Here is a 26,548-nt window from a genome sequence, read left to right as displayed (position 1 = left end):
TGGCAGACGCACTAGATTTAGGATCTAGCGCCTTACGGCGTGGGGGTTCAAGTCCCTTCACCCGCATCATATGATTGTTTCTATTTTTTTACGCCGGCTTAGCTCAGTTGGTAGAGCATCTGATTTGTAATCAGAGGGTCGAGGGTTCAAGTCCTTTAGCCGGCATCGTAAATACGCGGAAATAGCTCAGTGGTAGAGCACCACCTTGCCAAGGTGGGGGTCGCGGGTTCGAACCCCGTTTTCCGCTTTGCCAATGTACTACGCGCCGGGGTGGCGGAACTGGCAGACGCACAGGACTTAAAATCCTGCGGTGAGTGATCACCGTACCGGTTCGATTCCGGTCCTCGGCATTACAAATATGCGCCCATAGCTCAATTGGATAGAGTGTTTGACTACGGATCAAAAGGTTAGGGGTTCGACTCCTCTTGGGCGCGTTAGTTTTACGGGAAGTAGCTCAGCTTGGTAGAGCACTTGGTTTGGGACCAAGGGGTCGCAGGTTCGAATCCTGTCTTCCCGATTAGTAAATAGTTTCAAGGGGCCTTAGCTCAGCTGGGAGAGCGCCTGCTTTGCACGCAGGAGGTCAGCGGTTCGATCCCGCTAGGCTCCATTTCATTTAAATAATGAATACTTTTTTTCGCGGTGTAGCTCAGCTGGCTAGAGCGTCCGGTTCATACCCGGGAGGTCGGGGGTTCGATCCCCTCCGCCGCGATTATTTAAGAGCCTGGACCTTTAGCTCAGTTGGTTAGAGCAGACGGCTCATAACCGTCCGGTCGTAGGTTCGAGTCCTACAAGGTCCATAGCGACGTTGTATTTCATATTGGAGGATTACCCAAGTCCGGCTGAAGGGAACGGTCTTGAAAACCGTCAGGCGGGTAAAACCGTGCAAGGGTTCGAATCCCTTATCCTCCTTTTCATATTATCGCGGGATGGAGCAGTCTGGTAGCTCGTCGGGCTCATAACCCGAAGGTCGTAGGTTCAAATCCTGCTCCCGCAATTAAAAACTAAAAACATTGGTTCCGTGGTGTAGGGGTTAACATGCCTGCCTGTCACGCAGGAGATCGCGGGTTCGATTCCCGTCGGGACCGCCACGCGGGTGTAGTTTAGTGGTAAAACCACAGCCTTCCAAGCTGTTGTCGCGAGTTCGATTCTCGTCACCCGCTTTTAGTTTTTATGGGCCTATAGCTCAGCTGGTTAGAGCGCACGCCTGATAAGCGTGAGGTCGATGGTTCGAGTCCATTTAGGCCCATTTATTCAAAATCTTAATGGTTTTGGGGAAGTACTCAAGTGGCTGAAGAGGCGCCCCTGCTAAGGGTGTAGGTCGGGAAACCGGCGCGAGGGTTCAAATCCCTCCTTCTCCGTTTCATTTTTATCTGGCCCGTTGGTCAAGCGGTTAAGACACCGCCCTTTCACGGCGGTAACACGGGTTCGAATCCCGTACGGGTCATTAGCTTTATATTGGAGGATTACCCAAGTCCGGCTGAAGGGAACGGTCTTGAAAACCGTCAGGCGGGTAAAACCGTGCAAGGGTTCGAATCCCTTATCCTCCTTTTTTATATTATCGCGGGATGGAGCAGTCTGGTAGCTCGTCGGGCTCATAACCCGAAGGTCGTAGGTTCAAATCCTGCTCCCGCAATTAAAAACTAAAAACATTGGTTCCGTGGTGTAGGGGTTAACATGCCTGCCTGTCACGCAGGAGATCGCGGGTTCGATTCCCGTCGGAACCGTTTGGCTCGGTAGCTCAGTTGGTAGAGCAATGGATTGAAGCTCCATGTGTCGGCAGTTCGATTCTGTCCCGCGCCATACTGCGGGTGTAGTTTAGTGGTAAAACCACAGCCTTCCAAGCTGTTGTCGCGAGTTCGATTCTCGTCACCCGCTTTAGTTTTTATGGGCCTATAGCTCAGCTGGTTAGAGCGCACGCCTGATAAGCGTGAGGTCGATGGTTCGAGTCCATTTAGGCCCATTATTTTCATATTTTTACCTGGCCCGTTGGTCAAGCGGTTAAGACACCGCCCTTTCACGGCGGTAACACGGGTTCGAATCCCGTACGGGTCATCGAAGATACTTTTGAGAGTATCTTTTTTTTTGCTCTTTTTTACTAAATTGGTTTGAATGATTTTTGTAGTGATCACCAAAAAAATAGATTTTTGTTCTAACTTTTGGGGGCGGTTCAGACTGCATAATTGACGTATTGCTCTTTTTTGGTATTCGACGAGAGCCATGAATGAGTTTGAACTGAATTTATGCCAAGTGAAAGCGAGTTGTTTTTATATTTTTTACTAAAAAAACTATTTAAATAGCTTGCTCATATCCGCTTACAGCACTTTGGTCATAGCTACTAGTTTGATATGAGGTGATTCTTATGGCGAGCTAAGATGTTATGAAAAAGCACTTTTTCGTGATTTCAAAATAAGTGGGAAAAATTTAAATGCGGAAATACTATACTCTTAGAGGTGGATGAGTATGTAAATAATAGAATCATTGGAGGTAGCATAGTGAATGAGGTAACTAGAGAAACGAGTGGAAATAAAAATGATTTTATAAAAAGATTAGACATGTTAGCGACGACATTATCATTAAACGAAGATAGAAAGTTAATTTCACTAGAAAAATATAGGTTGCTTTTTTCGACCTACAAAAAAATGATCGAGACCGATGTTGACCATTTTTTTTTAGAGAAACAAAAACAATCAAAAGTGGTTGAGTCATTGCAACGATCACAGGATTTTCTTACATACAAGAATCATACCTTGCTTTGGGAGGCTTTTGGAAAAATGAGGAGCGATGATCCAACTGATTTTATGCTTTTTTCCGTATTGACGAATCTAGTTGAAGATGAACATGTTTCTCCACAGTTTTTTGGATTGATTGTTTATAAGAAAGAAAATAAGTTGATTGTGGTCAAAGTAGATAGCGAAGAACAGTTCAGTAGTGGTCAAGTATCTTATGCGAAGATTCCAGTAGCAAAGGCAGAAATGCTAAGTAAAATCATTTATTTTGAACGGGACTCTTTAAATCCCAGACCATTTTCTTTACTTAAGGACATCGAGTTGCTCTCTGAGGGCTTCCAAGTAATCCCTGCTTTAACAATAGGAAGACAAGGAATGGATCATAGCAAAACGAAGGAAGTGGAAGATACATTAAAAGTCCTATTGTTTCATTGCAGAACCGATATCTTTTCATTGGATACTGCTGGAAAAGTAACGCCTGTATGGAATCCTTTTGTCAATCAGGCGAATCTAGAAATGCGAAAAAGATTTCTTGAAGCAGTAAAAGGAGAGAATAAAACGTGGAATGAAGTATTTGATCATGTTTTTGACTATTACTTATATCGGATAGGGGAGAAGAGGATAAATCCACTCTTACCGAGTAATAACCAACATGAATGGTGGAACAGAAGTATACAAAATATTTTTGCTAGGGGCCCTTATATCCTTACAATGATCGCTACAAATGGAAAAGATCAAACCTCAAACGAAGCAATCCTAAAAAATAGACTTGAATGGGCAGTTCAGCCGACAGCGTTACTGTATGATCAAGTGCTTACTCAAGTCAAATTCAAAAAGTTAACAGAAACACTCTATCTTGATGGAATAATGATGCAGATGTATGAAGATCGGTTAACAATGATCAAAAGTCCTGTAGCAAAAGAAATGACAAAACGTATCCTTTCAAGGTTGGATGACCGATATGACGATATCAACAGCGAAATAAAACGGCGGATTATGATGCAAAGAAAGCAGTCCGATTTGAAAAGAGAAAGTCAATGGCAAAAGGTTCTACCAATGAACTTAGAACAAAAAGATCGGAGTAATTTTATTAAAAAAGAAGAATTGAAACAAAAGCAAAAACAGGATTTTACAAGAAGGATGGACATGCTCGCTTTAACGTTATCGTTAAAAAGAAATGATGATAGTTTTCTTTTTCCAGAGGTTTATGAATTACTTTTTTCGACCTATATCAAAATGATCGAAACTGATAAAGATGGTTTTTTTATCGATGAAAAAAGGCAAGCAAATATTATTGCTTCTTTAAACCAATCAAACGAACTGAATCAACTAAAACAGGCAAATAGTATTCAAAGTATGTTGGAAAAATTACGAAATAATGATTCAACCGACTTTTTACTGATTCCAGCTTGTTTTAAGATGCTAGATCCGGTAAGAAATGGACACATATCAGGTTTGATTGTATATAAGAGAGAAAATGAGTTCATGGTGATGCAAGTAGATAAAGAAGAAACACTGAAAACTGGTGCTTTATCTTACGTTAAAATACCGATGGATAAAATCCAAGAGTTCAGCCGAGTGCTGTTCTCTGCGCGAGATTTTTATGAATTTAAACCCTATGGGATATTAAAACGAATCGAATCACTCTCACATAGATTCAAGGAGATCCCAACGATAAAACTCGCACCTCAAACAACAGGTAATTGTGGGATCATTGAAATGGAAGCTGCACTAAGAGTGGCATTGTTCCATTGTAAAAAAGATCTATTTGATTTACAGCTATCGGATCGAATAACGCCTAAATGGAATACGGAAGTGCAAGACCTCGCATCTTTAGAGATGAAACGTCGATTTGTTGAAGCCATGAAGGGAGATAATCAAGAATGGAACTTAAATTTTGACTATCTCTTTGGGTATTATATTTATCGAAAAAATCAATCGAAACAAAGTGAGGCAGGAAATGGAGATTTACATAAATACTCTCGCTACGGAGATATACGCATCTTATTTGGTAATGATCTTTATATTGATGAAATAATGAATAATGGGGGGAGAATCCCGCTTATTTTTGATTGCTTTCTGAAAGGAAAAATCATACAATCTGTGGGACCAACAGGTACATTATTAGGCAAAGAAATCTGCGTGATAGCAACCTCTGATTTATACAAAGAATTGCAAAGCAACGTCAATGAACTAAAAATGCTAGAAGAAAGACTGCCATATATCAAGATCCCAGTAGCAAAAGAAATGGCTAAATATTTTATTGCTTGCCTTGTAGAAAAGAATAAAGAAATAGAAAGTCACATTTGCGAACGGATTGGCATCGAATCCAAAACATGTTCCTATCAGGTAGAGAGTCAGTCAACCGTCGATTCGTTTGCTAAAGTTTCTCAATCCCAGCTGACGCCTGCTGGAGTCGCAACAGGTGCTTCGGCTCCTTTGACCAACCAATTTGCTACAATGATTCATCGCAGCAAACAGGCATCGGCGGTCAAAAATCAATGTTCCGTTAGTAAGAAAACCAAATGTAAAAAGCAAGTCACGGTGACAAAATAATCAAAAGGATAGGCAAACTAGTATAATAAAAGATAGGTAAAAAGCTTTTGCGTCAGCTTGCTAACTCAGTTGAGGTTAAATGTCGCTTATTATTGAAAGTTGCCATTTTTTTTCTAAAGAACTACGAAAAAACGAGCGTAAAATCTGTTTATCTGCTATACTTGACTCGTTGCAAGTTCCCGAGAGGATCCGTACGAACGGAGATGCCTTGTAACCGAATTTAACTAGGGGGAATCATAATTATGGTAGAAAGACATTTATTTACATCAGAATCTGTTTCAGAAGGACATCCGGATAAGGTCGCTGATCAAATCAGTGATGCGATTTTAGATGCGATCCTAGAACAAGACCCAAATGCAAGAGTAGCTTGTGAGACGTCTGTAACGACGGGGCTAGTTTTAGTATTTGGCGAAATCTCTACAACAGCATATGTGGATATCCAAAAAGTAGTACGTGAGACAGTCAAAGAGATTGGTTATACTCGTGCAAAGTTCGGCTTTGATGGTGACACTGTAGCAGTATTGGCAGCAATTGACGAGCAGTCACCAGATATCGCTCAAGGGGTGGATGAAGCACTTGAGATCCGTGACGAAAAAGAAAGAGATTTATTAGATGAAATCGGCGCTGGTGACCAAGGATTGATGTTTGGTTTTGCAGTGGACGAAACACCAGAATTGATGCCATTACCAATTGCCTTAAGTCATCGCTTAGTACGACGTTTAGCTGAATTGCGTAAATCAAAAGAATTAACATATTTGCGCCCAGATGCAAAATCACAAGTCACTGTAGAATATAATGACCAAGGACAACCAGAAAGAGTTGATACGATCGTTATTTCGACACAACATGATGATGCAGTTGATAATGCAACGATTCGTCAAGATGTCATTGAAAAAGTGATCAAAGAAGTTATTCCAGCAGAACTACTGGACGAACAAACAAAATATTATATTAACCCTACTGGACGTTTTGTGATCGGCGGACCTCAAGGAGATGCTGGATTGACAGGACGAAAAATCATTGTTGATACGTATGGTGGATATGCCCGTCATGGCGGCGGTGCTTTCTCTGGGAAGGATGCAACGAAAGTTGACCGTTCAGCAAGTTATGCGGCACGTTACATTGCGAAAAATATCGTAGCAGCAGGACTTGCTCGTAAAGTAGAAGTCCAATTGGCTTATGCAATCGGTGTCGCTCAACCTGTTTCGATCTCAATCAATACCTTTGGAACGGCAGAAGTGCCAGAAGAAGCGTTGATTGCTGCGGTAAGAGAAAACTTTGACTTACGTCCTGCGGGAATCATCGAAATGCTTGATTTGCGTCGTCCAATCTATAAACAAACAGCTGCATATGGTCATTTTGGACGTACAGATGTTGACTTGCCATGGGAAAAAACGGATAAAGTAGATGCATTAAAAGCTAGTTTAGCTAAATAATTTATGTTTGAATTGAATGTGTTCGCTGCGTGTGACGCACATCAAATGTAGACCAGTAAGCCGGGATATTCGAAAGTAGCTTATGCTACTTTTAGAGTATTTTGGCTTTTTTAGCAGAGTCGAAGTTTATTAGGCAGATGATGCCATTTAAATAACGGAAGTTACGATAAGGAGTGGGCTTGAGAATGGAAAGAAAAACAAACGTGAAAGTCGTAACGATCTGCGTGTTCATCGCTACATTTATGACGGCGATTGAGGGGACAATCGTTACGACTGCAATGCCAACGATCGTTGGTTCACTGCACGGCATGGAAATGATGAACTGGGTGTTTTCGATTTATTTATTGACGAATGCCATGTTGACACCCATCTATGGGAAACTTGCAGATAAAGTTGGAAGAAAACCGATTTTTATTTTCGGTACGCTATTATTTATTATCGGTTCACTTTTTTGTGGGCTTTCTCAATCTATGCTTGGCTTGATTATTTCGCGGGCAATTCAAGGGATGGGTGCAGGAGCAATGATGCCAGTCGCATTGACGATCATTGGCGATTTATACACGATTGAAAAACGAGCAAAAGTGTTAGGGTTGAATAGTTCAGCTTGGGGAATCGCTAGTGTGTTTGGTCCATTAGCTGGTGGGTTTGTTGTAGAAGCATTGAGTTGGCACTGGATTTTCTTCATCAATGTGCCGATCGGGTTATTACTGATGGTGCTGATTTGGCTCTATCTCAATGAACCAAAAACAACTCGTGAAGCGAAACCAATGGATCTTAAAGGTAGTTTTAGTTTGATGTTTACGTTGGTTTTGCTGTTACTAGGTTTTCAATTACTAGGTGATCAAGGGCTGACACCATTTGTGTTGGGATTATTAATAGGTAGTGTTTTATTCTTTTTCTTATTCCTGTTCGCCGAAAAACGAGCAGAAGATCCTGTCATCATGCTTCACCTATTCAAAAACCCGCTTTTTGTCGTTGTGAATGCAGCAGCAGCTTTAGCAAGTGGTTTTTTAATGGGGATCGATGTCTATATCCCAATGTGGATGCAAGGAGTATTAGGACTTAATGCGGCAATTGGTGGATTAGTTTTGGCACCACTTTCTCTTGTTTGGATGGTTGGTTCGTTCTTAGCAAGTAAGTGGATGACCCAGATGACCACCTATCGAGTGTTACGTATCGGGTTGTTCATCACCATTGTCGGTGGTGCAGGACTTTGGCTGATGCCATTTCAAAGTAATTTTTTATGGTTCTTCCTGATTTCAACGATCATCGGTGTCGGCTTAGGGATCACAATGACAACATCGACTGTCAGCGCACAAAACAGTGTGCCTTCAGAACAAATGGGTGTTGCCACTTCGTTTAATACGTTAGTCCGCACCATTGGGCAAACAGTGATGGTCGCAGTTTTTGGATTATTGATCAACCGAGTCACGCAAGCTGAACTTGCTGCCAAACAATTGACAGACGATCCGGACATCATGAACAAATTAGTCAATCCACAAACAGCAAAAATGATTGACGCAGAAATATTAACACCATTACGAGAAATTTTGTATCATGGGTTACACCAAGTCTATCTGGTAGGCTTATTATTAGTCATCATCGCGCTAGGGCTAACATTTTTAATTCGTCAAAAAAATGCTACAATAAAAGAATACAAGTAAATTTACAGATTGTTGTCAGAAAAACGATCTGAATAAAGTAAAGAAGGCGAAAAACATATGGCATTTATCCAAGCAAATGTTTATTCAAACGTATTAGAAATGGAAGTCAATCTAAATGTGATCTTACCTCAGACAACCAAAAAAGTGATTGGGACAAGTACATCGGCAAATCTGACGGATGTTCCAGTGCTTTACCTGTTACATGGTATGGGAGGTAATCATAGTGTTTGGCAACGGCGGACTTCCATTGAAAGATATGCGGCGGATTACGGGTTAGCCGTCATCATGCCATCAACGGATTTAGGTTGGTACACAGACACAACGTATGATATGAAGTACTGGACGTTTATCTCAGAAGAATTACCAGAAATCTGTCACGAATTGTTCCCACAACTGACAACGAAAAGAGAAAAAACGTATGCAGCCGGTCTTTCAATGGGTGGATATGGTGCGTTGAAATTGGGGTTAGCAAAGCCCGAACGTTTCTCAGCTATTATTTCTCTCTCAGGTGCGGTGTCGGTTGGTAATCGAATGGACGACTTATTGATGATCCGTCAAGCCAAGTTCTGGGAAGGAATTTTTGGTCCACTAGATAGCATCCAAGGTTCAGTAAATGATCCAGCTTACCTTGTTGAAACCTTAGCAAAAAGTGACAAAGAACCACCACGTATGTATCTTGCTTGTGGTGAATCCGATTTTCTCTATCAAGCCAACCAAGAAATGGCAGAAATTTTAAAAGAAAACAACATCGATGTGACATTTGAACATGGTCCTGGGGAACATGATTGGATTTTTTGGGATCAATGGATCCAACGAGCGCTCGCTTGGTTGTTCAACAAAAGGAGCTGACACCGTATGGAAGAAACAAAGTATTGCAAAGACTCGATGGTTATCCAAACACATCGGATTTTTCCCTTTGATTTGAATCCATTTGGGTATCTTTTTGGAGGGAAATTAATGGCAATGATCGATGATGCAGCATCGATTTCGGTCACCCGTCATTGTCGCAGAGGGGCAGTCACTGCTTCTTTAGATAGTTTGAATTTTTTGAAGCCTTTGCATGAAAATCATTCCGTTTGTGTGGAATCTTATGTGTCTGGTGCCCATAAGAAATCAATGGAGGTTTTTGTGAAGATCATCGGTGAAAACTTAACGACAGGTGAACGCTATTTGGCTGCTACTTGTTTTACGACATTCGTTGCGGTTCCTTCACATATGAACCTTGAAAAAGAATTTACGGTGCCACATGTCATTCCTGAAACCGAGGAAGAGCAATTAGTTTGCAGTGGGTACGAGGAACGCCGTGCTACAAGACAGAAAGAAAGAACAGCCTATAAAGAATTTGCCGCTAGTTTATCTTTAGATCTCCCTTGGACAAGAGAACGAGAATAAGTCTACTTATGAATGGTAGAAGAAATGCAGAAGTGATCGATCAAGATCACTTCTTTTTTATTGTGGCGAGCAAGATAGGTGCTAAACGGATTGGAAATAAGCATAATAAAGAAGAATTCTATAACGTACCTTTTATAGTGAGAGGAAGATAAACTCAAGAAGAAAGAAGGTGTATTTAAAAACAGATACTTTAAAGTTTCTTTCTATTATAAAAGTAGTTCCAGCGTTAAAAAATTACAGGTTGATTTCTTTTTTCAAACATGGTAAATTGTTAGTCGGTCTATTTTTACGAATTATAAAATAGGACGATTTATTATAAAAAAAGAGAGGTGTAAGTCACAAATATGAAGCTTATTTTAAAACATGTAAAAAACTATCGATTAGCTGTTTTTGTTTCTTTGCTTTCTGTCGCACTTATGGTGACAGCTACGCTTTGGCAACCTAAGTTGTTGCAACAAGTATTAGAAGCAATCATTACAGAAGACAGCGATGAAATGCGCACGATTGGCATTTCTTTGATTAGTTTAGCACTCCTAGGTTTAGCAGCTGGAGTCACGAACACGATATTTTCTGCTAAAGTCGCACAGGGTGTCAGTGCAGATATCCGGGAGGAAGCGTTTCGCAAGATCCAGACCTTCTCATTTGGTAATATTGAACAGTTTTCTGCTGGAAATTTAGTGGTGCGCTTAACGAACGATATTACGCAGATCCAAAACTTAGTTATGATTTCTTTGCAATCTTTGTTCCGTATCCCGTTTCTGTTTATTGGTGCATTTATTCTTGCGATGGCAACAATGCCTCAGTTGTGGTGGATCATCGTTCTTTTGATCGTTACTGTATTCTTGATCACAGCACTGTCCTTTACACGTATGGGCAAGCACTTTATGATCATCCAAAAACTGATCGATAAAGTTAATAGTATCGCAAAAGAAAATCTAATGGGGATTCGAGTAGTCAAATCGTTTGTCCAAGAAGAAAATCAGTTGAATGAATTTAGTAAAGTCAGTGAAGATTTAACGAAGCACAATATCATTGTTGGAACATTATTTTCAGTCATGATCCCCTCATTTATGTTAGCTGCGAACTTAGCTGTGGTGGGAGCAATCTTCTTCGTCAGTGATCTTGCAAAAGATGATCCAACCCTGATTGGTGGTATTGCTTCATTTATGAACTATTTGATGCAGATCATGATGGCGATCATCATCGGCGGTATGATGATGATGATGACTTCAAGAGCCGCTGTTTCCTTAAAACGGATCAAAGAGATCTTAGATACTGAACCAGATTTAACTTATCTAGATGTACCTGAACAAGAATTGACTGGTTCTGTTCGTTTTGAAAACGTGTCTTTTCGTTATCCTGGTGATGATGCAGATACACTCAAAAATATCACTTTTTCGATCGAGCCTGGTGAAATGGTTGGTATTGTTGGGGCAACTGGAGCAGGAAAGTCAACTTTAGCACAATTGATTCCACGCTTGTTCGATCCAACGGAAGGGAAAGTAGAAGTTGGTGGTGTTGATCTACGACAAGTGAATGAACATAGTTTAAGAAAAACCGTCTCGTTTGTTTTACAAAAAGCGATTCTTTTTTCAGGCACGATTGCCCAGAATCTACGTCAAGGGAACAAGAATGCAACAGAAAAGGATATGGAAAATGCTTCTTCTATCGCTCAAGCCAAAGAATTTATCGAGAAATTAGCTGATCGTTATGAAGCACCAGTCGAAGAACGTAGTAGTAACTTTTCTGGTGGACAAAAGCAACGTTTATCTATCACACGTGGTGTGATCGGTCAGCCAAAAATCCTGATTCTAGATGACAGTACCAGTGCATTAGATGCCCGTTCAGAAAAACTGGTTCGCGAAGCCCTTGATCGTGAGTTAAAAGACACGACAACGATCGTTATCGCTCAAAAGATTGCTTCTGTTGTCAAAGCAGACCGCATCTTGGTACTAGATGAAGGAAAACTAGTGGGTGAAGGAACGCATGAAGAACTCGTTGCAAACAATCAGGTATATCAAGAGATTTTTGAAACTCAAAAAGGAACGGAGGAGTAGCCATGACTGATTTGATTAAAGCAAGTAAGTTTTTCTATCATTATTTAAAGCGGTACAAGGTTTCCTTCTTCTTTATCTTTATTACTGTGATTGCAGCAACTTACTTACAAGTAAAAGCACCTCAATATGTCGGGGAAGCTTTCCAAGAATTAGCAAATTATATTACTGCTTTGATGCAAGGTGTCGATGATAAAAGCAATTTCCTTTCGATTATTTGGAAGCTTTTGATTTTTTATGTTTTAGCCAGTGCGGCAAATTTTATTTACAGTATTTTATTTACACAAGTGGTCGGGAAATCAACGAACCGGATGCGTATTGGTCTATTCAATAAATTAGAAAAATTAACGATCCGCTTTTTTGATTCCCATCAAGATGGGGAGATTCTTAGTCGCTTCACTAGTGATTTGGATAATATCCAAAATAGTTTGAACCAAGCACTTCTTCAAGTGATCACGAATGCGGTTCTATTAGTTGGTATCTTGATCATGATGTTCCGCCAAAATGTCCAACTTGCTTGGGCGACGATTGCTTCTACACCGGTCGCGATTTTGATTGCTGTCCTAGTCATCCAAAAAGCCCGCAAATATGTCGACATCCAACAAGATGAAGTCGGTAAATTGAATGGTTATATGGATGAAAAGATCAGTGGGCAACGCGTGATCATCACGAATGGTCTGCAAGAAGAAACGATCGAAGGTTTCTTAGCTCATAATCAAACTGTTCGTGAAGCAACATTTAAAGGACAAGCATACTCAGGGTTACTTTTCCCAATGATGCAAGGTATGTCTTTAGTCAACACAGCGATCGTGATCTTCTTTGGTGGCTGGTTAGCGTTGAATGGTGATTTGGAACGTTCAGTAGCGCTAGGATTAGTAGTTACTTTCGTCCAATATTCCCAACAATATTATCAACCATTGATGCAAATTTCTTCTGGCTACAGTATGATCCAGTTAGCGATCACTGGAGCGCGAAGACTGAATGAAATGTTTGCTGAAAAAGATGAAGTGAAACCACAAAACGGCAAACCGTTTGCGGGGATCGAAAAGGGCTTATCATTGACGAATGTTGATTTTGGCTATAGTCCAGAGAAATTAGTCTTAAATGATGTTTCCATTGATGTGAATAAAGGCGAGATGGTTGCTTTAGTAGGCCCAACTGGTTCAGGTAAGACAACGATCATGAACTTGTTGAATCGCTTCTATGATGTGAACGGTGGCTCTGTGAGCATTGACGGAACAGATATCCGCGAGTATGATTTAGACGAATTGCGTCGACATGTCGGCATCGTTCTACAAGAATCCGTTCTATTTTCTGGCACGATCCGAGACAATATTGTCTTTGGTAAACCAGATGCAACGGATGAAGAAGTAGTTAGCGCAGCGAAACAAGCAAATATCCATGACTTTATCCAGACGCTCGAACATGGCTATGATACCCACGTCTCTGAGGAAAATAATTTGTTCAGTACGGGGCAAAAGCAATTGATCAGTATCGCGCGAACAATCATCACGAATCCAGACTTATTGATTTTAGATGAAGCAACAAGTAACGTGGATACAGTAACTGAAGCAAGAATCCAAAAAGCAATGGATGAAGCGATCAAAGGTCGGACAAGTTTCGTGATCGCCCATCGCTTGAAGACGATCCTGAACGCTGATCGCATCGTTGTTTTACGTGATGGCAAAGTGATCGAAGAAGGAAACCATCATCAATTATTAGCAGAAGATGGCTTCTATGCAGAGTTGTATCATAATCAGTTTGTTTTCGAATAAATGATCAAGCTAAAACAATTAGATAGTAATCATATTGACAACAGCAAAAAATGTTCGATAAAATAAATGTGTTATTACGTGAAAACATTATCTCTCATAACCCAATACCAACTCAATTTTTCGTGATAACAGGTTAGTTGCCACATGATTCTTCCTAAAATACATGATAACGTGGCAACAACCTGTACCCTTAGCTCAGTTGGTCAGAGCAGACGGCTCATAACCGTCCGGTCGTAGGTTCGAGTCCTACAGGGTACATACTATAGTAATTTAGTTAGTTCTATGCTAGAATTTTTTTGAAGAATATCATACAAATCAATGGTTATTTTTCGTTGCCACTCAAATGAGTGGCTTTTTTACTTATATCTTTCTGGTTCAACAAAATATTTTACACAATCGTAAGGCTTTCCGTCGTTGTAACCAAGCAAATGGTGAATCTGCAGTTAATGATGTGCGGATTAAGGACATCTATTTAACATTATAGTTGAGAAAAGCTCCTTATTGAAGAGTGATATATACTATAAAAATTTAAGACAAGTATATTGATTTTTTTTAATATTTATTTTTTAAAGAAAATATCGGATAAAATGGGCTATTATCTTTTTTATCGAAATACAATTAAATTAGAAATATACATTTGAAAAAAATTATTTTGGTGTGGAGGATAAATGATACCTGACGAAGTAAAGATAGATTCATTATTAAGATTAGCAAAGTATAAAAGACATAGACTGATTAATTCTAAAGATTATGGAGAAATAATGCTTCAATTATTGTTGCAATTATTGAATTTAGATTCTTCTCATTTTACTTTTGCTAAGTTAACTCCTTATAAACAAAATATCGAATTATTAGCAGTATATCAAGAATATGTGAAATGTAATTGGGAAATGTTTAGTCATAGAAATATTGATTTGATAGACTCTTCGCTGGAAAATAGTATATACAGTTCAATCGAACCACAACTTGTAAGTAACTATATCGATAGTCTAGTTGTTAATAATCAAGATAGTTTTTTAATTCTACCTTTAACAATTATATTCTTTGAAGAGGAAAAAGATGATTGGTATGCACATGAAGTTGGCGCAATTCTAAGAAAAATAGAAGGTGATATTGTTGTTTCTATCATTGATAAAGCGGATACTAGAATAAAAGATAGATTACAAGTATCTTCACCTATCCTTGATAGGAACGCTCAACTTAATGATAAGAAAGGAATTATAGAGTATCAATACAAAATAAAAAATAGTCCAAAGAATATTGAAGAATTATCTGATGTTTTGAAATTAGGTCTATTGACAGATAATAAATATATAAATAAACAAGTAAACATATTAATGGAACATAAGGTGCAGGAATTATTTTTTTATGAGTTAAGTATATTGGCACATTCAGAAGAATGGGGGACGAAGGTAGGGAATTATCAACAATATCTTGATAACTGCTTTGCAAAAGAAATTGATGGTGCGATTAAATATGTATTATTTGATACATCTGATGCTGATCTTTTGAAAAGTGAATCAAAACAAAGTTTACAAGAAAAAATTCAATATTGTTCACCAAATCCAAAACGATATTCTACAAAAGAAGTTTTCAAAGATATAGTAGCCATTATTGAGAAACAATTGGAAATATTAAAATTTGATCCACAAGTTTACAAAAGTCTTCTAACTGAAGTCTTTCAACATTATTTGCAGCTGAAAGAAGTTAGACAAAGCAGTTTTGCTCAAAAAAAAATCCAAACGACAGAAGCTAGCAAAATATATAGTCAAAGAGACTTTACGATTCCTAAACTTCAATCCACGAGTATCAAACCGAATGAATTCAATCTGAAATCATTATCTAGTGAAAATAAGGAACAGCGGGAACAACAGATATAGGATATAAATATTTTTATCTATCTTGAGACTATCTATGATTAAGACGGATAAAATGTAATGGGTATTGTCTATTTTTTTACTATATATAACTAATCTATTCTTAGCTAATTCGTACCCTTAGCTAAGTTAGTCAGAACAGATGGCTCATAGCCCTGTGGTCGTAAATTCGAGTTTTACATGATGTATAAAAATTTAATTACAATTAAGGAGAAATAATATGAATAGAAGATTTAAATTTATCAATATTATCAGTTTATTATTAGGAATAATAGTAAGTATAGAAATTTTCACAAACTGGTTTGGTGTGCTATTTTCTAGTATCGTACCATTTTTAATAATAGGAGTAATAGGATGTCTCCTTTCTATTTGGGTATTAACGGGAAGCGGTAGTAGTAAGGTTGAAAAAGTTATCTCAGTATTTGGATTGTTATTAAATATTATACCCATAGGATATTTTATATTATTGTTTTTTACATTTGGTTAATATTTTATGATTTTTTGACGTGTTATATAGGGTAATTAATCTATAATTAAAACTATTTTTCAATTACATTTGATGTGCACTCTATTTCTATACTTTCAATTTGTAAGTATAAAAAATAAGAAAACAATAAATCTAATGTGGTAGAATAATAGTGTCATCATATTACAAAATCCTAACACCCGTTTCTATATATGGTGCCATATGTTAGAGCTACTCGAAAGAGTAGCTTTTTTAGTTTCTTTTGATTAAATACAATAATTTTATTATTGTAAAGTATTTTTTATATCAAATATAATAAAAGCCAATAAAAATATTCAATGTTATAGCTTATAATTATATTGTGTTACATGATTATATTCCGTGTTGTATTCACTTCCTACTTTCGTTATGTAGCACAATATAATTCGCAGAACTATGATTGTATAACATCACCCAGATTTCCATTTATTATTGCGAATTATTATCTCTTGGGTTACTCGGAAGAGTAGCCTTTTTTGTAAAAGAAAACATGACGTATTTTTTAACACGTCATGTTAAAATAGATAATGAGATGAAAATGACCATACTTTGACCATACTATTTAGAAAAATATAGAAAATATTAGTGATTACAAAATTATAAAAATGTTGATATTAAAGCAATTAGAACTAAATAGAACTAGTCAAGAATTGCAAAAATAAAAACAGTTAAAACAAAAATGTCTATGATACTGTGGCAACAACCTATACCCTTAGCTCAGTTGGTCAGAGCAGATGGCTCATAACCGTCCGGTCGTAGGTTCGAGTCCTACAGGGTACATTAAGATAAAGGGGCAAAAAAGAGGCAGAAATAGAACAATAATAAAAATATTAATGATATGCGAATGACATATAAAAAATAAAATCTATTAAAAATGCTTATATATCAACGCTTTTGTTATTCTTTTACATATCTGTTATATGTCAAAAAAAGATATTCAATTTCAGTTTGTGTTTGAATAGGTGTGGGAGAGAACGAATGTCTCACTCCCGTCATTGTGTAACGAATGTTCAAATGGAAGTCGAAAAACACCAAATCAAGAAGCCCTTGGTTTGGTGTTTTTCATGTCATGCAGTCTGATTGGCGTGTTTGGATGAATCCAAACATGAACCTTGAAAAATTAGCAAGGCTCCCGTACTTATGTAACAAAAGTTATGGCAAATAGTTTTCAGTTATTAGAAAGTGAATCTGTGATTTCTTATTAAGTCAGGTCAATGATTTTAGAAATCATCACTATGCAAAATAAAAAGAACTTAGTCAAGTATTCCTCATGATAATCGTTTGATCAATAGAAGTGACGATGAATTTCTATTCTAAATACACAGACACACTGGAATATTAATTGTATTATAGTATAATTTATTCAACAAAGAACAGGTTCATATTACGACCAAAACCCACTAGCTGGCGGGCTAGTGGTTTTCTTTTACGTTTCAATAGGAATTAACGGGTAGGCTTACTGTCTTTTTTTGGCAATTCTACAATCAAACCATTTGCAGATGTAATGAGCGGTTACTTCTGCCGTGATTACAAAGATAAAATCAAAGAATAGATTCATGAGTACATCTTACTTCCCTTGTCCGAAACAGACCGAAATAATTTTATAGCACATTTGAAATCTCCAATTTTAGATGAGGTGGCTATTCGTTTATTGAGGTGAGGTAGTTTTTTTATAAAAATAAATCAGAGAATATATAGTATGAAATTTTTTTTTAAAGAAAAAAGAAAAATTTCCCGATATTCTAAAGTTGATATAATTAATTATAGCAGAATAACTATTAATACATCATTTAGTTGCATGCCCATGCATAATGAACTCATCCTAACTTCACTTGCATATAAATATGAAGACTGCATGTCATACTTATATACATATAAAAATGAGGAGGATAAAACTAAATCTAGTTTGAGCGTTAGTAGGAGTGGTTGGAAATGTTCCATGCAGTAAAAATGAAAAATGTGATAAAGAAAGAAGGGAACTTAAGATGTGGAGAGAAAAGCAATTTAGTAAAGTAATCGATTTGATTAGTGTTATAGCAATCACTCTGATATTGATATTTTTCATGCCAACTAAAATTGTAGAAGCGCAACCGCTAGTAGAAGCAAATGATTCTGCCGTTCTTGTAAAAGAAGAAGGAGGTAGTGTAGTAGAATTTGACTTATCAAAAAACATGGTACAGACTAAAGAAATACATTTGGCAAGTGGTACAACAGCGAAAATTGTTGCTGAACCAGTGTTTGATAACCATTTACGTTTAGGTAATGGAGTATGGAATATCTATTATTATTCAGTAATTTTTAATTGCGGCTTTAATATTAGAGTAAGTAGTAATAGTATTAGTAGTGCTTATGATCCTTGGTACTATCATGTGGGGGTCAGTGTGAAATCTAGTTCATTGAAAAGAGATAGCACAAAACAAGCAACTTATTATTTCGAGTTTGGAACTCCGATATGGGATTTTGGCGGATGGAGTGGCTGGTTAAGAGCATCAATTAATAGCTCAAATAATTTGGTCGTAATTGTTAAATAGGATGGGGGCTCTAGGAATAATAATAGCCATCATCAGTTTTATTTTGGCGGCAGGTGTAACAATATTGATCATTCGTGTGCTAAAACAGTATTTCACCAAATCATAGCTCAAATGTGATCAAGTGAGGGTCATTAAGAAAATGGGATTCTAATTGGTCGTTAGGTTCTGCTAAAAAATGAAAAAACTCTTTATCTTCTCAGTTTTATCATACTAGAAGACAAGGAGTTTTTTATTAGTTGTGGCGTTTCTTTTTTTCGATACAATACAAGATCGGAGGATTATTTTTTTGATTGATAAATTGATAATTCAAAACATTGAATTGTTCTTGAGGCAATGCTTGGCAAAAGTTTTGTACCATATCTAGTTCTGCTTCGCCACCTTGATGACCATAATAAACGACGATGATCATGCGACCTTGTGGAACTAAACGTTTCAAGATTTCTTCCATCGCTGTTTTTGTCGTTTCAGGTAGCGTGATGACGGATTTATCACTTTTGGGTAAATAGCCTAAGTTGAAGATACCAGCTTTGATCGGTTGTTGTTCAGCAATGACCGCACCAATGGTCTCATGTCCTTGTAAAAACAGTGTCGTCCGCTCCAATAAGCCATTCTCTGACAATTTTTGTTGCGTGGACTCCAATGCTTGTTGTTGAATATCAAAACTATATACTTGACCAGTTTTTCCGACTTTTTCTGCAAGAAATAAAGTGTCATGCCCATTGCCCATCGTGGCATCAATCACATAATCTCCTGGTTGGATGATTTCCTCCAATAGCGTATGACTATAATGAAGTGCCGTTTTCAACATCCGCTTTTGACTCCTTCTCGAATATTGTACTTTCCTTGATAACTATTGCGACGAATCATTTCTTCATCGATCGCATTCAAGACTTCCCATTTTTTCAAACTCCACATTGGCCCGACCAATGAATCCCAAGGCGCATCACCAGTTAAACGATGGATGATGATCTCTTGTGGGATCATTTCTAATTGATCACAAATGACAGATACATAATCGGCTCGACTCATCAATTGCAGTCTGCCCTCGTGATAGTCACGTAACATCTTTGTTTTACGCATCAAGTGCATCAAATGTAGTTTGATTCCTTGGATATCAGAATCTAAGATCGTGCGACGAACATTTTCCCGCATCATATCCAATGATTCTCCTGGCAATCCGTTGATCAGATGCGTACATACACGTATGTCGTGCTTCCGTAATTTCGCAACACCGTCTAGATATGTTTGATAATCATGTGCCCGATTGATCAGGACAGAGGTTTCTTCATAAGTCGTTTGTAAGCCTAATTCTACCCATAAGTATAAACGTTGATTCAATTCAGCTAAGTAATCCACGACTTCATCAGGTAAGCAATCTGGTCTGGTACCAATTGATAAACCAACGACACCTGGTAGGTTGATGACCTGTTCAAATCGTTCACGAATGATTTCGACAGGCGCATGGGTATTCGTGAAATTTTGAAAGTAAACGATGTATTGATTCACTTGTGGCCATTTTTTGTGCATCATATCGATTTCTTTTTGAAACTGGATCGGTAGTGGCTCCTCAGGAGCAACGATCATATCACCAGAGCCAGAAACACTACAAAAGGTACAACCACCGTGGGCAACTGTTCCGTCACGATTGGGACAATCAAAGCCACCATCGATCGGTACTTTAAAAATTTTTCCACCAAATTCATGGCGTAACGCATAATTCCAAGAATGGTAACGTTTATTTCCTTCAGCATAAGGAAATTCCATTAAAATCCCCTCTTCCTATTTGATTGTGTAAATGGCAAGCGTTGTTGGATATACCAAGGATAAGTCAAGCATAACCAAAACAGGCTCAAGCTATAACCACCGAGGATATCACTAGGATAATGGACACCCAGATAGACACGACTAGCGCCAATACTCAGAATCAGTAAACCTAACAATACTTGGATCATCCATGCCCAATCTCTCGTCTTGATCAAGGATGGCATCAAAAAAATCAGTGTGCCATACAAGATCATACTCGTTGCAGCGTGTCCACTTGGAAAACTATACGTCGTTTCGACAACTAAATGTTGAAGACTTGGACGGTCACGCATCACTAAAAGCTTGATCAGTGGATTTAAGATCCCAGCAATTAGCACAAAATTGAGGGTAAACCAATAAAGTTCTTTTCTTTTTTTCTTGAACCATAACCAAAGAGCAACTAATCCAAATACTAAAATGACAGTTATTGCATTTCCAAATGTCGTGATCAACCGCTGAAATGGATTCCAATCAGGATAAGGAATACGAATCCAATGGGTCAGCGTTTGGTCAAAACTAGACAATAGATCCACACGAAATAAGACAAGTAGACTCAACGCTAGAAAAAGCAAGAAGCAACTTGCGGCTGAGATTTGGAAGATTCTTTTATTTTTCATTTAACTCCTCCTTCATGCCCAATCATTATAGCATTTATTATAAGAACGAAAAACAAGAGTTTTCTATTCCTGTTCACTTGGATCAATGAATAAAAATATATTGTTATGCAAGTTGTAATGTAATAGCAACCCTCAAGTAATATAACCGACATATTTAATTTGAAAAATAGGTGGTCATATATAATTTAATAACTAGGAATCGTTTGATTAAAGGGTTAACAAAAGCGTCAAATCAAAAAATTACGAAAGATTACATAAAGATTACAAAACAACGTAATAGTCTTAAATAACTTTTAATAAATATTAAGAGAAGTTATAATTATTGATAAGGCTAGATAAAAGTAATTAAATATGGGGGATAGTATATGCAAAAGGAATTAGTAGGACGAAAAGAACGCAGACGTCTGGAACAAGCGAAGCGTTACCGTAAAGTAAAGCGAAGTGCGGCAATCGTCGGAACCGCAATGGTGGGCTGTTCAGCTGTAGCACCAGTATTACAATCAGTCGCTGTCAATGCGGATGAAACACCGATCCAAATGAACTCTCGGATCAATACCGCTGCATTTATCACAGAAATTGCAACATTTGCACAACCAATCGCAAACGCGAATGATTTGTATGCTTCAGTAATGATCGCTCAAGCAGTCGTCGAAAGTGGTTGGGGTGGCAGTACATTATCACGTGCACCGTATCATAACTTATTTGGGATCAAAGGAAGCTACCAAGGACAAACTGTTTATATGGACACGCTTGAATTCTTGAACAACCAATGGGTGACGAAAAAAGAACCTTTCCGTCAATATCCTTCTTTCGCAGAGTCTTTTAGTGACAATGCCTATGTACTTAGAAATACTTCATTTGGTAATGGCTACTACTATGCAGGTGCTTGGAAGAGTAATACTCGTTCTTATATGGATGCTACTGCCCATTTGACAGGACGCTATGCGACGGACCCAAGTTATGCAACAAAATTAAACAATCTTATCATGACGTATGGCTTGACTAAATATGACACACCAGCAACTGGAAATGCAGGCGGTGGTGCGACGACTGGCGGCGGCAATACGATTAATACAGGTAACACAGGAAGTACAAATACAGGAAGTGCGAATACAGGAAATACTGGTGGAAGTACGACTACTGGTTCAACGACGTACACAGTAAAATCTGGTGATTCTGTTTGGGGCATCTCAAATGCTCATGGCATCTCAATGGCACAATTGATTGAATGGAATAATATTAAAAATAATTTTGTTTATCCAGGACAAAAATTGACGATCAAAGGTGGTACAGCTGGCGGATCTTCAACAACAAATTCAGGAAACAATACAGCTTCTGCAGGTAGCAGTTCTGCTGGAACAACAACAAACAATTCGTCCGGTACGCGTTATACAGTCAAAGCAGGTGACTCTGTTTGGGGTATCTCGAATGCTCACGGCATCTCAATGGCACAATTGATTCAATGGAATAATATCAAGAATAATTTTGTTTATCCAGGACAAAGCTTGATCGTTTCTAATGGTGGGGCTGCTTCTGTAAATACACCATCGACACCAAGCACAACACCATCAACACCATCAACACCAAGTACAGGTGCTTCAGTTTCTGGTGCAAAATATACGGTCAAAGCAGGTGATTCTGTCTGGGGTGTCTCTCATGCCCACGGTATCTCAATGGCCCAGTTGATCCAATGGAACAACATCAAGAACAACTTTATTTACCCAGGACAACAGTTGGTTGTTTCAAATGGTGGCGCATCAAGCACTGTATCAACGAGTCCAGCACCTTCAACAACGACGAATAATCCAACGACTTCAAACACAGCAAGCCAAGGATCAGGCACCTACACGGTCAAAGCAGGTGAATCGGTGTGGAGCGTCGCAAATAAAAATGGGATCTCGATGAACCAATTGATCGAATGGAACAATATCAAAAATAACTTCATCTATCCAGGTCAAAAACTGATCGTAAAAGGTGGTAGTACAGCAGCACCAACATCTACACCGACAACAACGCCGGCAGCTGCGCCAAGCACACCGAATACGTCAGCAGCAACGAACACATCAACCTCTGGTGATACGATCTATACGGTCAAAGCAGGTGAATCTGTTTGGGGTGTAGCTGATAAACACGGCATCACGATGGATCAACTGATTGAATGGAACAATATCAAAAATAATTTCATTTATCCAGGCCAAAAAGTGGTCGTGAAAAAAGGAAATACAACAGCAGCACCTACGTCTAATGATGGCAAACGTTACACGGTCAAAGCAGGTGAATCCGTTTGGGGTGTAGCTGATAGCCATGGCATCTCAATGGCGCAATTGATCGAGTGGAACAACATCAAAAATAACTTTATCTACCCAGGACAAAGTTTGATCGTTGCAAAATAATCGATCTGACTGAAATAATAGTTGATTGATTCAATAATATTTGTTACTATGAAGCTACTAAAAATTTAGTTGATCAACGTTTGAAAAGGAAGTAGTAAAAAGTCGAAAGTTTTAGAGAGCACATGGTTGGTGAAAATGTGTACGGACGCTTTTGAACTCGCCTTTGAGTTGCACCTGCTGAACAGTTCTCCCAGTAAGCAGAGGCGGTGACGACCGTTACAACGTTCAAGGCCTTGTTTAGTAAGGCAAAATTAGGTGGTACCACGTAGATTACGTCCTATAAAAAGAGCAATCTTTTTATAGGATTTTTTTGTTTTTCAAGGCCAGATGCTAAAAGAAAAACAGATCATTACATCAAAATAGGGGGTTCAAGATGAGCTATAATCACAAAGAAATTGAAAAAAAATGGCAAAAATATTGGGCAAAAAATAACACCTTCAATACGCATGATGAACCAGGCAAACCAAAATTCTATGCGTTGGATATGTTTCCATATCCATCAGGACAAGGTCTACATGTTGGGCATCCAGAAGGCTATACTGCAACAGATATCTTAGCACGTTTCAAACGTAGTCAAGGTTTCAACGTGTTACATCCAATGGGATGGGATGCATTTGGACTACCAGCAGAACAATACGCATTGGATACAGGGAATGACCCTGCAGAATTTACGCAAAAAAATATTGAAACCTTCCGTCGCCAAATCAATTCACTTGGTTTTAGTTACGATTGGAATCGTGAAGTCAACACAACAGACCCTGAGTACTACAAATGGACACAATGGATCTTTACTAAATTATATGAAAAAGGGTTAGCCTATGAAGCAGAAGTAGCAGTGAACTGGGTACCTGAACTAGGTACAGTGATCTCAAACGAAGAAGTGATCGACGGCAAAAGTGAACGTGGTGGCTATGATGTCATCCGCAAACCAATGCGTCAATGGATGCTGAAAATCACCGCATATGCAGATCGTTTGATCGATGACCTCGAGCTTGTGGATTGGCCCGAAAGCATCAAAGAAATGCAACGTAATTGGATCGGACGTTCAGTCGGAGCAAATGTCACGTTTAAAGTGGCGGGCACAGATAAAGAATATACGGTCTTTACTACACGTCCAGATACGTTATTTGGAGCAACCTACTCTGTGCTAGCACCAGAGCTAGATTTAGTTCGTGAGATCACAACTCCAGAACAAAAAGAAGCAGTCGAAGCGTATATCGCAGAAACAGCGAAAAAATCAGATCTTAAACGAACAGATCTTGCCAAAGAAAAAACCGGCGTATTTACAGGGGCGTATGCGATCAACCCAGTAAATGGCAAGGAAATCCCTATCTGGATCGCTGATTATGTGTTAGCTTCTTATGGAACAGGTGCGATCATGGCAGTACCGGCACATGATGAACGTGATTACGAGTTTGCACAAACGTTTGATCTAGAAATCTTACCAGTCATCGAAGGTGGCGATACTTCAACAGCTGCCTACACAGAAGATGGTGCGCATATCAATTCTGATTTCTTGAACGGATTGAACAAAGAAGAAGCCATCGATGCGATGAATCAATGGTTGGAAGAACATGGCGTTGGGAAAAAAGAAGTCAGCTATCGCTTGCGTGATTGGTTGTTTTCTCGTCAACGTTATTGGGGAGAACCAATCCCTATCATCCATTGGGAAGACGGCACAGTGACAACTGTATCAGAAGAAGAATTACCACTACGGTTACCAAAGACAAGCAATATCCAACCAAGTGGCACAGGGGAGTCACCATTAGCAAACATTGACGAGTGGGTCAATGTCATTGATCCTGAAACAGGTAAAAAAGGCCGTCGTGAAACGAATACGATGCCACAATGGGCAGGAAGCTCATGGTATTACCTACGCTATATCGATCCACATAATAAAAAAGAATTAGCTAACTATGAAAAACTAGAACGATGGTTACCAGTAGATATTTATATCGGTGGGGCAGAACATGCGGTACTTCACCTATTGTATGCTCGCTTCTGGCATAAATTCCTTTACGATATTGGCGTGGTACCAACAAAAGAGCCTTTTGAAAAATTGTTCAATCAAGGAATGATCCTTGGAGAAAACAACGAAAAAATGTCTAAATCTCGTGGTAATGTCGTCAATCCTGACGATGTCGTGGAAGCATATGGTGCGGATACGTTACGTCTCTATGAAATGTTCATGGGACCATTAGACGCATCAATTGCTTGGAGTGAAAATGGCTTAGAGGGTAGCCGTAAATTCTTAGATCGTGTTTGGCGTTTGATCGTGGATGAAAATAATAAAATGCGTGATCGCATCACGACACTGAATGACGGTAAACTGGACAAAGTATATCATCAAACAGTTAAAAAAGTCACAGAAGATTACGAAAATCTACATTTCAATACAGCGATTTCTCAATTGATGGTCTTTGTCAATGAAGCATATAAAGTCGATGCCTTACCTTATGAATATATTGAAGGATTCGTACAATTACTTGCGCCGATCGCGCCACATATCGGTGAAGAGCTATGGGCGATCCTAGGCAATGAACAAGAGCTTTCTTATGCACCATGGCCAACTTATGATGAAGCTGCTTTGATTGAAGATGAAGTAGAAGTGGTCTTCCAAATCAATGGAAAAGTTCGTGCAAAAGCTAGTGTTGCACGTGACTTATCAAAAGAAGAACTAGAAAAAACAGCGATGGACGATGAGAGTATCAACGAACAACTAGAAGGAAAAACAATCAGAAAAGTGATCGTGGTTCCCAATAAATTAGTCAACATCGTCGCAAATTAACAATTAAATACCAATAGAAAAAAATAAAAACGAGATGCCACATTCTCATGAAAATCATTTGGATTTCATGAGAATGTGGTTTTTCTTATAAATTTCCATTTGATGGAAATTTTATTATCAGTGATGATTTTCTTATTTTTACTCTATATATAATGTTATCCCCTTTTGTTCAAGGAATAGTAACTATCTAGTGTAGAATAAGAAAAAAGGTAAAGTCAAAAAAATAGTTATCAACTGAAGTTCATGTGTAGGATGTTTTTTTACCTTGCTAACGGTAAAAAAAGATTTTATTAGTATTTTGAAATTATAGATAATATCTATAGGATGTGTATATTTTTTTACTTTGTAGAGAGGAGTGGATGATTGATTTCATATAAATGATCTTGCTTTTGCTAGCAATATTTTTTGTGAAGGGGCCTGAGCTAACTACA

The 26,548-nt window shown here is 38.4% G+C and carries 15 protein-coding genes, 25 tRNA genes, 1 riboswitch and 1 other annotated feature (1 of these 42 only partly in view); of the genes, 37 read left to right on the top strand and 3 right to left on the bottom strand.

Annotated elements, in window-relative coordinates:
- The 35 genes from IGJ49_RS13540 to IGJ49_RS13370 all read left to right on the top strand — a co-directional run.
- Positions 1–66: transfer RNA gene (locus IGJ49_RS13540), tRNA-Leu, on the top strand (it extends 16 nt beyond the left edge of the window).
- Positions 67–92: 26 nt separating this feature from the next.
- Positions 93–165, top strand: a tRNA-Thr gene (locus IGJ49_RS13535).
- A 10-nt stretch (positions 166–175) separates the two neighbouring features.
- Positions 176–247, top strand: a tRNA-Gly gene (locus IGJ49_RS13530).
- Between the two features lie 17 nt (positions 248–264).
- A tRNA-Leu gene (locus IGJ49_RS13525) sits at positions 265–350 on the top strand.
- Positions 351–360: 10 nt separating this feature from the next.
- Positions 361–434: transfer RNA gene (locus IGJ49_RS13520), tRNA-Arg, on the top strand.
- 9 nt (positions 435–443) lie between these two features.
- Positions 444–517 (top strand) — tRNA-Pro (locus IGJ49_RS13515).
- A gap of 17 nt (positions 518–534) precedes the next feature.
- A tRNA-Ala gene (locus tag IGJ49_RS13510) sits at positions 535–607 on the top strand.
- 28 nt (positions 608–635) lie between these two features.
- Positions 636–709: transfer RNA gene (locus IGJ49_RS13505), tRNA-Met, on the top strand.
- A gap of 14 nt (positions 710–723) precedes the next feature.
- Positions 724–797 (top strand) — tRNA-Ile (locus tag IGJ49_RS13500).
- A 22-nt stretch (positions 798–819) separates the two neighbouring features.
- Positions 820–909, top strand: a tRNA-Ser gene (locus IGJ49_RS13495).
- 11 nt (positions 910–920) lie between these two features.
- Positions 921–994: transfer RNA gene (locus IGJ49_RS13490), tRNA-Met, on the top strand.
- Between the two features lie 18 nt (positions 995–1,012).
- Positions 1,013–1,088: transfer RNA gene (locus IGJ49_RS13485), tRNA-Asp, on the top strand.
- Between the two features lies 1 nt (position 1,089).
- A tRNA-Gly gene (locus IGJ49_RS13480) sits at positions 1,090–1,160 on the top strand.
- Positions 1,161–1,172: 12 nt separating this feature from the next.
- Positions 1,173–1,246, top strand: a tRNA-Ile gene (locus tag IGJ49_RS13475).
- A gap of 24 nt (positions 1,247–1,270) precedes the next feature.
- A tRNA-Ser gene (locus IGJ49_RS13470) sits at positions 1,271–1,358 on the top strand.
- A gap of 14 nt (positions 1,359–1,372) precedes the next feature.
- Positions 1,373–1,444: transfer RNA gene (locus IGJ49_RS13465), tRNA-Glu, on the top strand.
- A gap of 13 nt (positions 1,445–1,457) precedes the next feature.
- Positions 1,458–1,547 (top strand) — tRNA-Ser (locus IGJ49_RS13460).
- A 12-nt stretch (positions 1,548–1,559) separates the two neighbouring features.
- Positions 1,560–1,633: transfer RNA gene (locus tag IGJ49_RS13455), tRNA-Met, on the top strand.
- A gap of 18 nt (positions 1,634–1,651) precedes the next feature.
- Positions 1,652–1,724, top strand: a tRNA-Asp gene (locus IGJ49_RS13450).
- Between the two features lie 3 nt (positions 1,725–1,727).
- A tRNA-Phe gene (locus IGJ49_RS13445) sits at positions 1,728–1,800 on the top strand.
- A 4-nt stretch (positions 1,801–1,804) separates the two neighbouring features.
- A tRNA-Gly gene (locus tag IGJ49_RS13440) sits at positions 1,805–1,875 on the top strand.
- An 11-nt stretch (positions 1,876–1,886) separates the two neighbouring features.
- Positions 1,887–1,960, top strand: a tRNA-Ile gene (locus IGJ49_RS13435).
- A 20-nt stretch (positions 1,961–1,980) separates the two neighbouring features.
- Positions 1,981–2,052 (top strand) — tRNA-Glu (locus IGJ49_RS13430).
- Between the two features lie 719 nt (positions 2,053–2,771).
- Positions 2,772–5,282, top strand: coding sequence for a hypothetical protein (locus IGJ49_RS13425; RefSeq protein ID WP_438723845.1), 2,511 nt, complete (start codon positions 2,772–2,774; stop codon positions 5,280–5,282).
- 164 nt (positions 5,283–5,446) lie between these two features.
- Positions 5,447–5,527, top strand: a riboswitch (SMK box riboswitch).
- Entirely contained in the window at positions 5,525–6,718 is a 1,194-nt protein-coding gene (metK, locus tag IGJ49_RS13420) for a methionine adenosyltransferase (RefSeq protein ID WP_010734128.1), read from the top strand. It overlaps the preceding riboswitch by 3 nt.
- A gap of 185 nt (positions 6,719–6,903) precedes the next feature.
- Positions 6,904–8,382, top strand: coding sequence for an MDR family MFS transporter (locus IGJ49_RS13415; RefSeq protein WP_224434295.1), 1,479 nt, complete (start codon positions 6,904–6,906; stop codon positions 8,380–8,382).
- 57 nt (positions 8,383–8,439) lie between these two features.
- On the top strand, positions 8,440–9,231 hold the full coding sequence (locus IGJ49_RS13410; protein WP_023520489.1) for an alpha/beta hydrolase: 792 nt from the start codon (positions 8,440–8,442) through the stop codon (positions 9,229–9,231).
- A 6-nt stretch (positions 9,232–9,237) separates the two neighbouring features.
- Positions 9,238–9,774 (top strand): acyl-CoA thioesterase, encoded by a 537-nt coding sequence (locus IGJ49_RS13405; protein ID WP_010734132.1) that lies wholly within the window; start codon positions 9,238–9,240, stop codon positions 9,772–9,774.
- A gap of 344 nt (positions 9,775–10,118) precedes the next feature.
- Positions 10,119–11,831: an ABC transporter ATP-binding protein gene (locus tag IGJ49_RS13400; protein ID WP_438723842.1), complete on the top strand. Its 1,713-nt coding sequence runs from the start codon at positions 10,119–10,121 to the stop codon at positions 11,829–11,831.
- Positions 11,832–11,833: 2 nt separating this feature from the next.
- Positions 11,834–13,603 (top strand): ABC transporter ATP-binding protein, encoded by a 1,770-nt coding sequence (locus IGJ49_RS13395; RefSeq protein ID WP_438723840.1) that lies wholly within the window; start codon positions 11,834–11,836, stop codon positions 13,601–13,603.
- A gap of 184 nt (positions 13,604–13,787) precedes the next feature.
- Positions 13,788–13,861: transfer RNA gene (locus IGJ49_RS13390), tRNA-Ile, on the top strand.
- A 410-nt stretch (positions 13,862–14,271) separates the two neighbouring features.
- A complete protein-coding gene (locus IGJ49_RS13385; protein ID WP_224434291.1) occupies positions 14,272–15,483 on the top strand; it encodes a hypothetical protein in 1,212 nt (403 codons plus the stop codon).
- Between the two features lie 217 nt (positions 15,484–15,700).
- Positions 15,701–15,967, top strand: coding sequence for a hypothetical protein (locus IGJ49_RS13380; RefSeq protein WP_224434290.1), 267 nt, complete (start codon positions 15,701–15,703; stop codon positions 15,965–15,967).
- Positions 15,968–16,691: 724 nt separating this feature from the next.
- Positions 16,692–16,765, top strand: a tRNA-Ile gene (locus IGJ49_RS13375).
- Positions 16,766–17,907: 1,142 nt separating this feature from the next.
- The gene (locus tag IGJ49_RS13370; RefSeq protein ID WP_438723838.1) at positions 17,908–18,516 is read left to right on the top strand and encodes a DUF5626 family protein; all 609 of its coding nucleotides are present in this window, start codon (positions 17,908–17,910) and stop codon (positions 18,514–18,516) included.
- A gap of 232 nt (positions 18,517–18,748) precedes the next feature.
- Here the strand turns inward: IGJ49_RS13370 and IGJ49_RS13365 are convergent, their stop codons facing one another.
- Genes IGJ49_RS13365 through IGJ49_RS13355 form a run of 3 tightly spaced genes read right to left on the bottom strand, consistent with a single transcriptional unit; the run spans position 18,749 to position 20,936 of the window.
- Positions 18,749–19,324, bottom strand: a complete 576-nt coding sequence (locus tag IGJ49_RS13365; RefSeq protein ID WP_010734136.1) for a tRNA (mnm(5)s(2)U34)-methyltransferase — start codon at positions 19,322–19,324, stop codon at positions 18,749–18,751.
- Entirely contained in the window at positions 19,318–20,280 is a 963-nt protein-coding gene (locus tag IGJ49_RS13360) for a TIGR01212 family radical SAM protein (protein WP_010734137.1), read from the bottom strand. Before IGJ49_RS13360 ends, IGJ49_RS13365 begins: the two co-directional genes overlap by 7 nt.
- A complete protein-coding gene (locus IGJ49_RS13355) occupies positions 20,280–20,936 on the bottom strand; it encodes a phosphatase PAP2 family protein (protein WP_438723836.1) in 657 nt (218 codons plus the stop codon). Before IGJ49_RS13355 ends, IGJ49_RS13360 begins: the two co-directional genes overlap by 1 nt.
- Positions 20,937–21,301: 365 nt before the next feature.
- Between IGJ49_RS13355 and IGJ49_RS13350 the strand changes: the two genes are divergently transcribed.
- Together IGJ49_RS13350 and leuS are read left to right on the top strand one after the other, a co-directional pair.
- Complete coding sequence (locus IGJ49_RS13350) at positions 21,302–23,329, top strand: LysM peptidoglycan-binding domain-containing protein (RefSeq protein ID WP_438723835.1); 2,028 nt, start codon at positions 21,302–21,304, stop codon at positions 23,327–23,329.
- A gap of 70 nt (positions 23,330–23,399) precedes the next feature.
- Positions 23,400–23,612, top strand: a binding site (T-box leader).
- 90 nt (positions 23,613–23,702) lie between these two features.
- Entirely contained in the window at positions 23,703–26,117 is a 2,415-nt protein-coding gene (gene leuS / locus IGJ49_RS13345) for a leucine--tRNA ligase (RefSeq protein ID WP_438723833.1), read from the top strand.
- Positions 26,118–26,548: the final 431 nt, after the last annotated feature.

The sequence above is a fragment of the Enterococcus sp. AZ171 genome (assembly GCF_051714005.1).
Classification (GTDB): domain Bacteria; phylum Bacillota; class Bacilli; order Lactobacillales; family Enterococcaceae; genus Enterococcus_B; species Enterococcus_B pernyi.
This window is presented reverse-complemented; position numbering and strand designations above follow the sequence as displayed.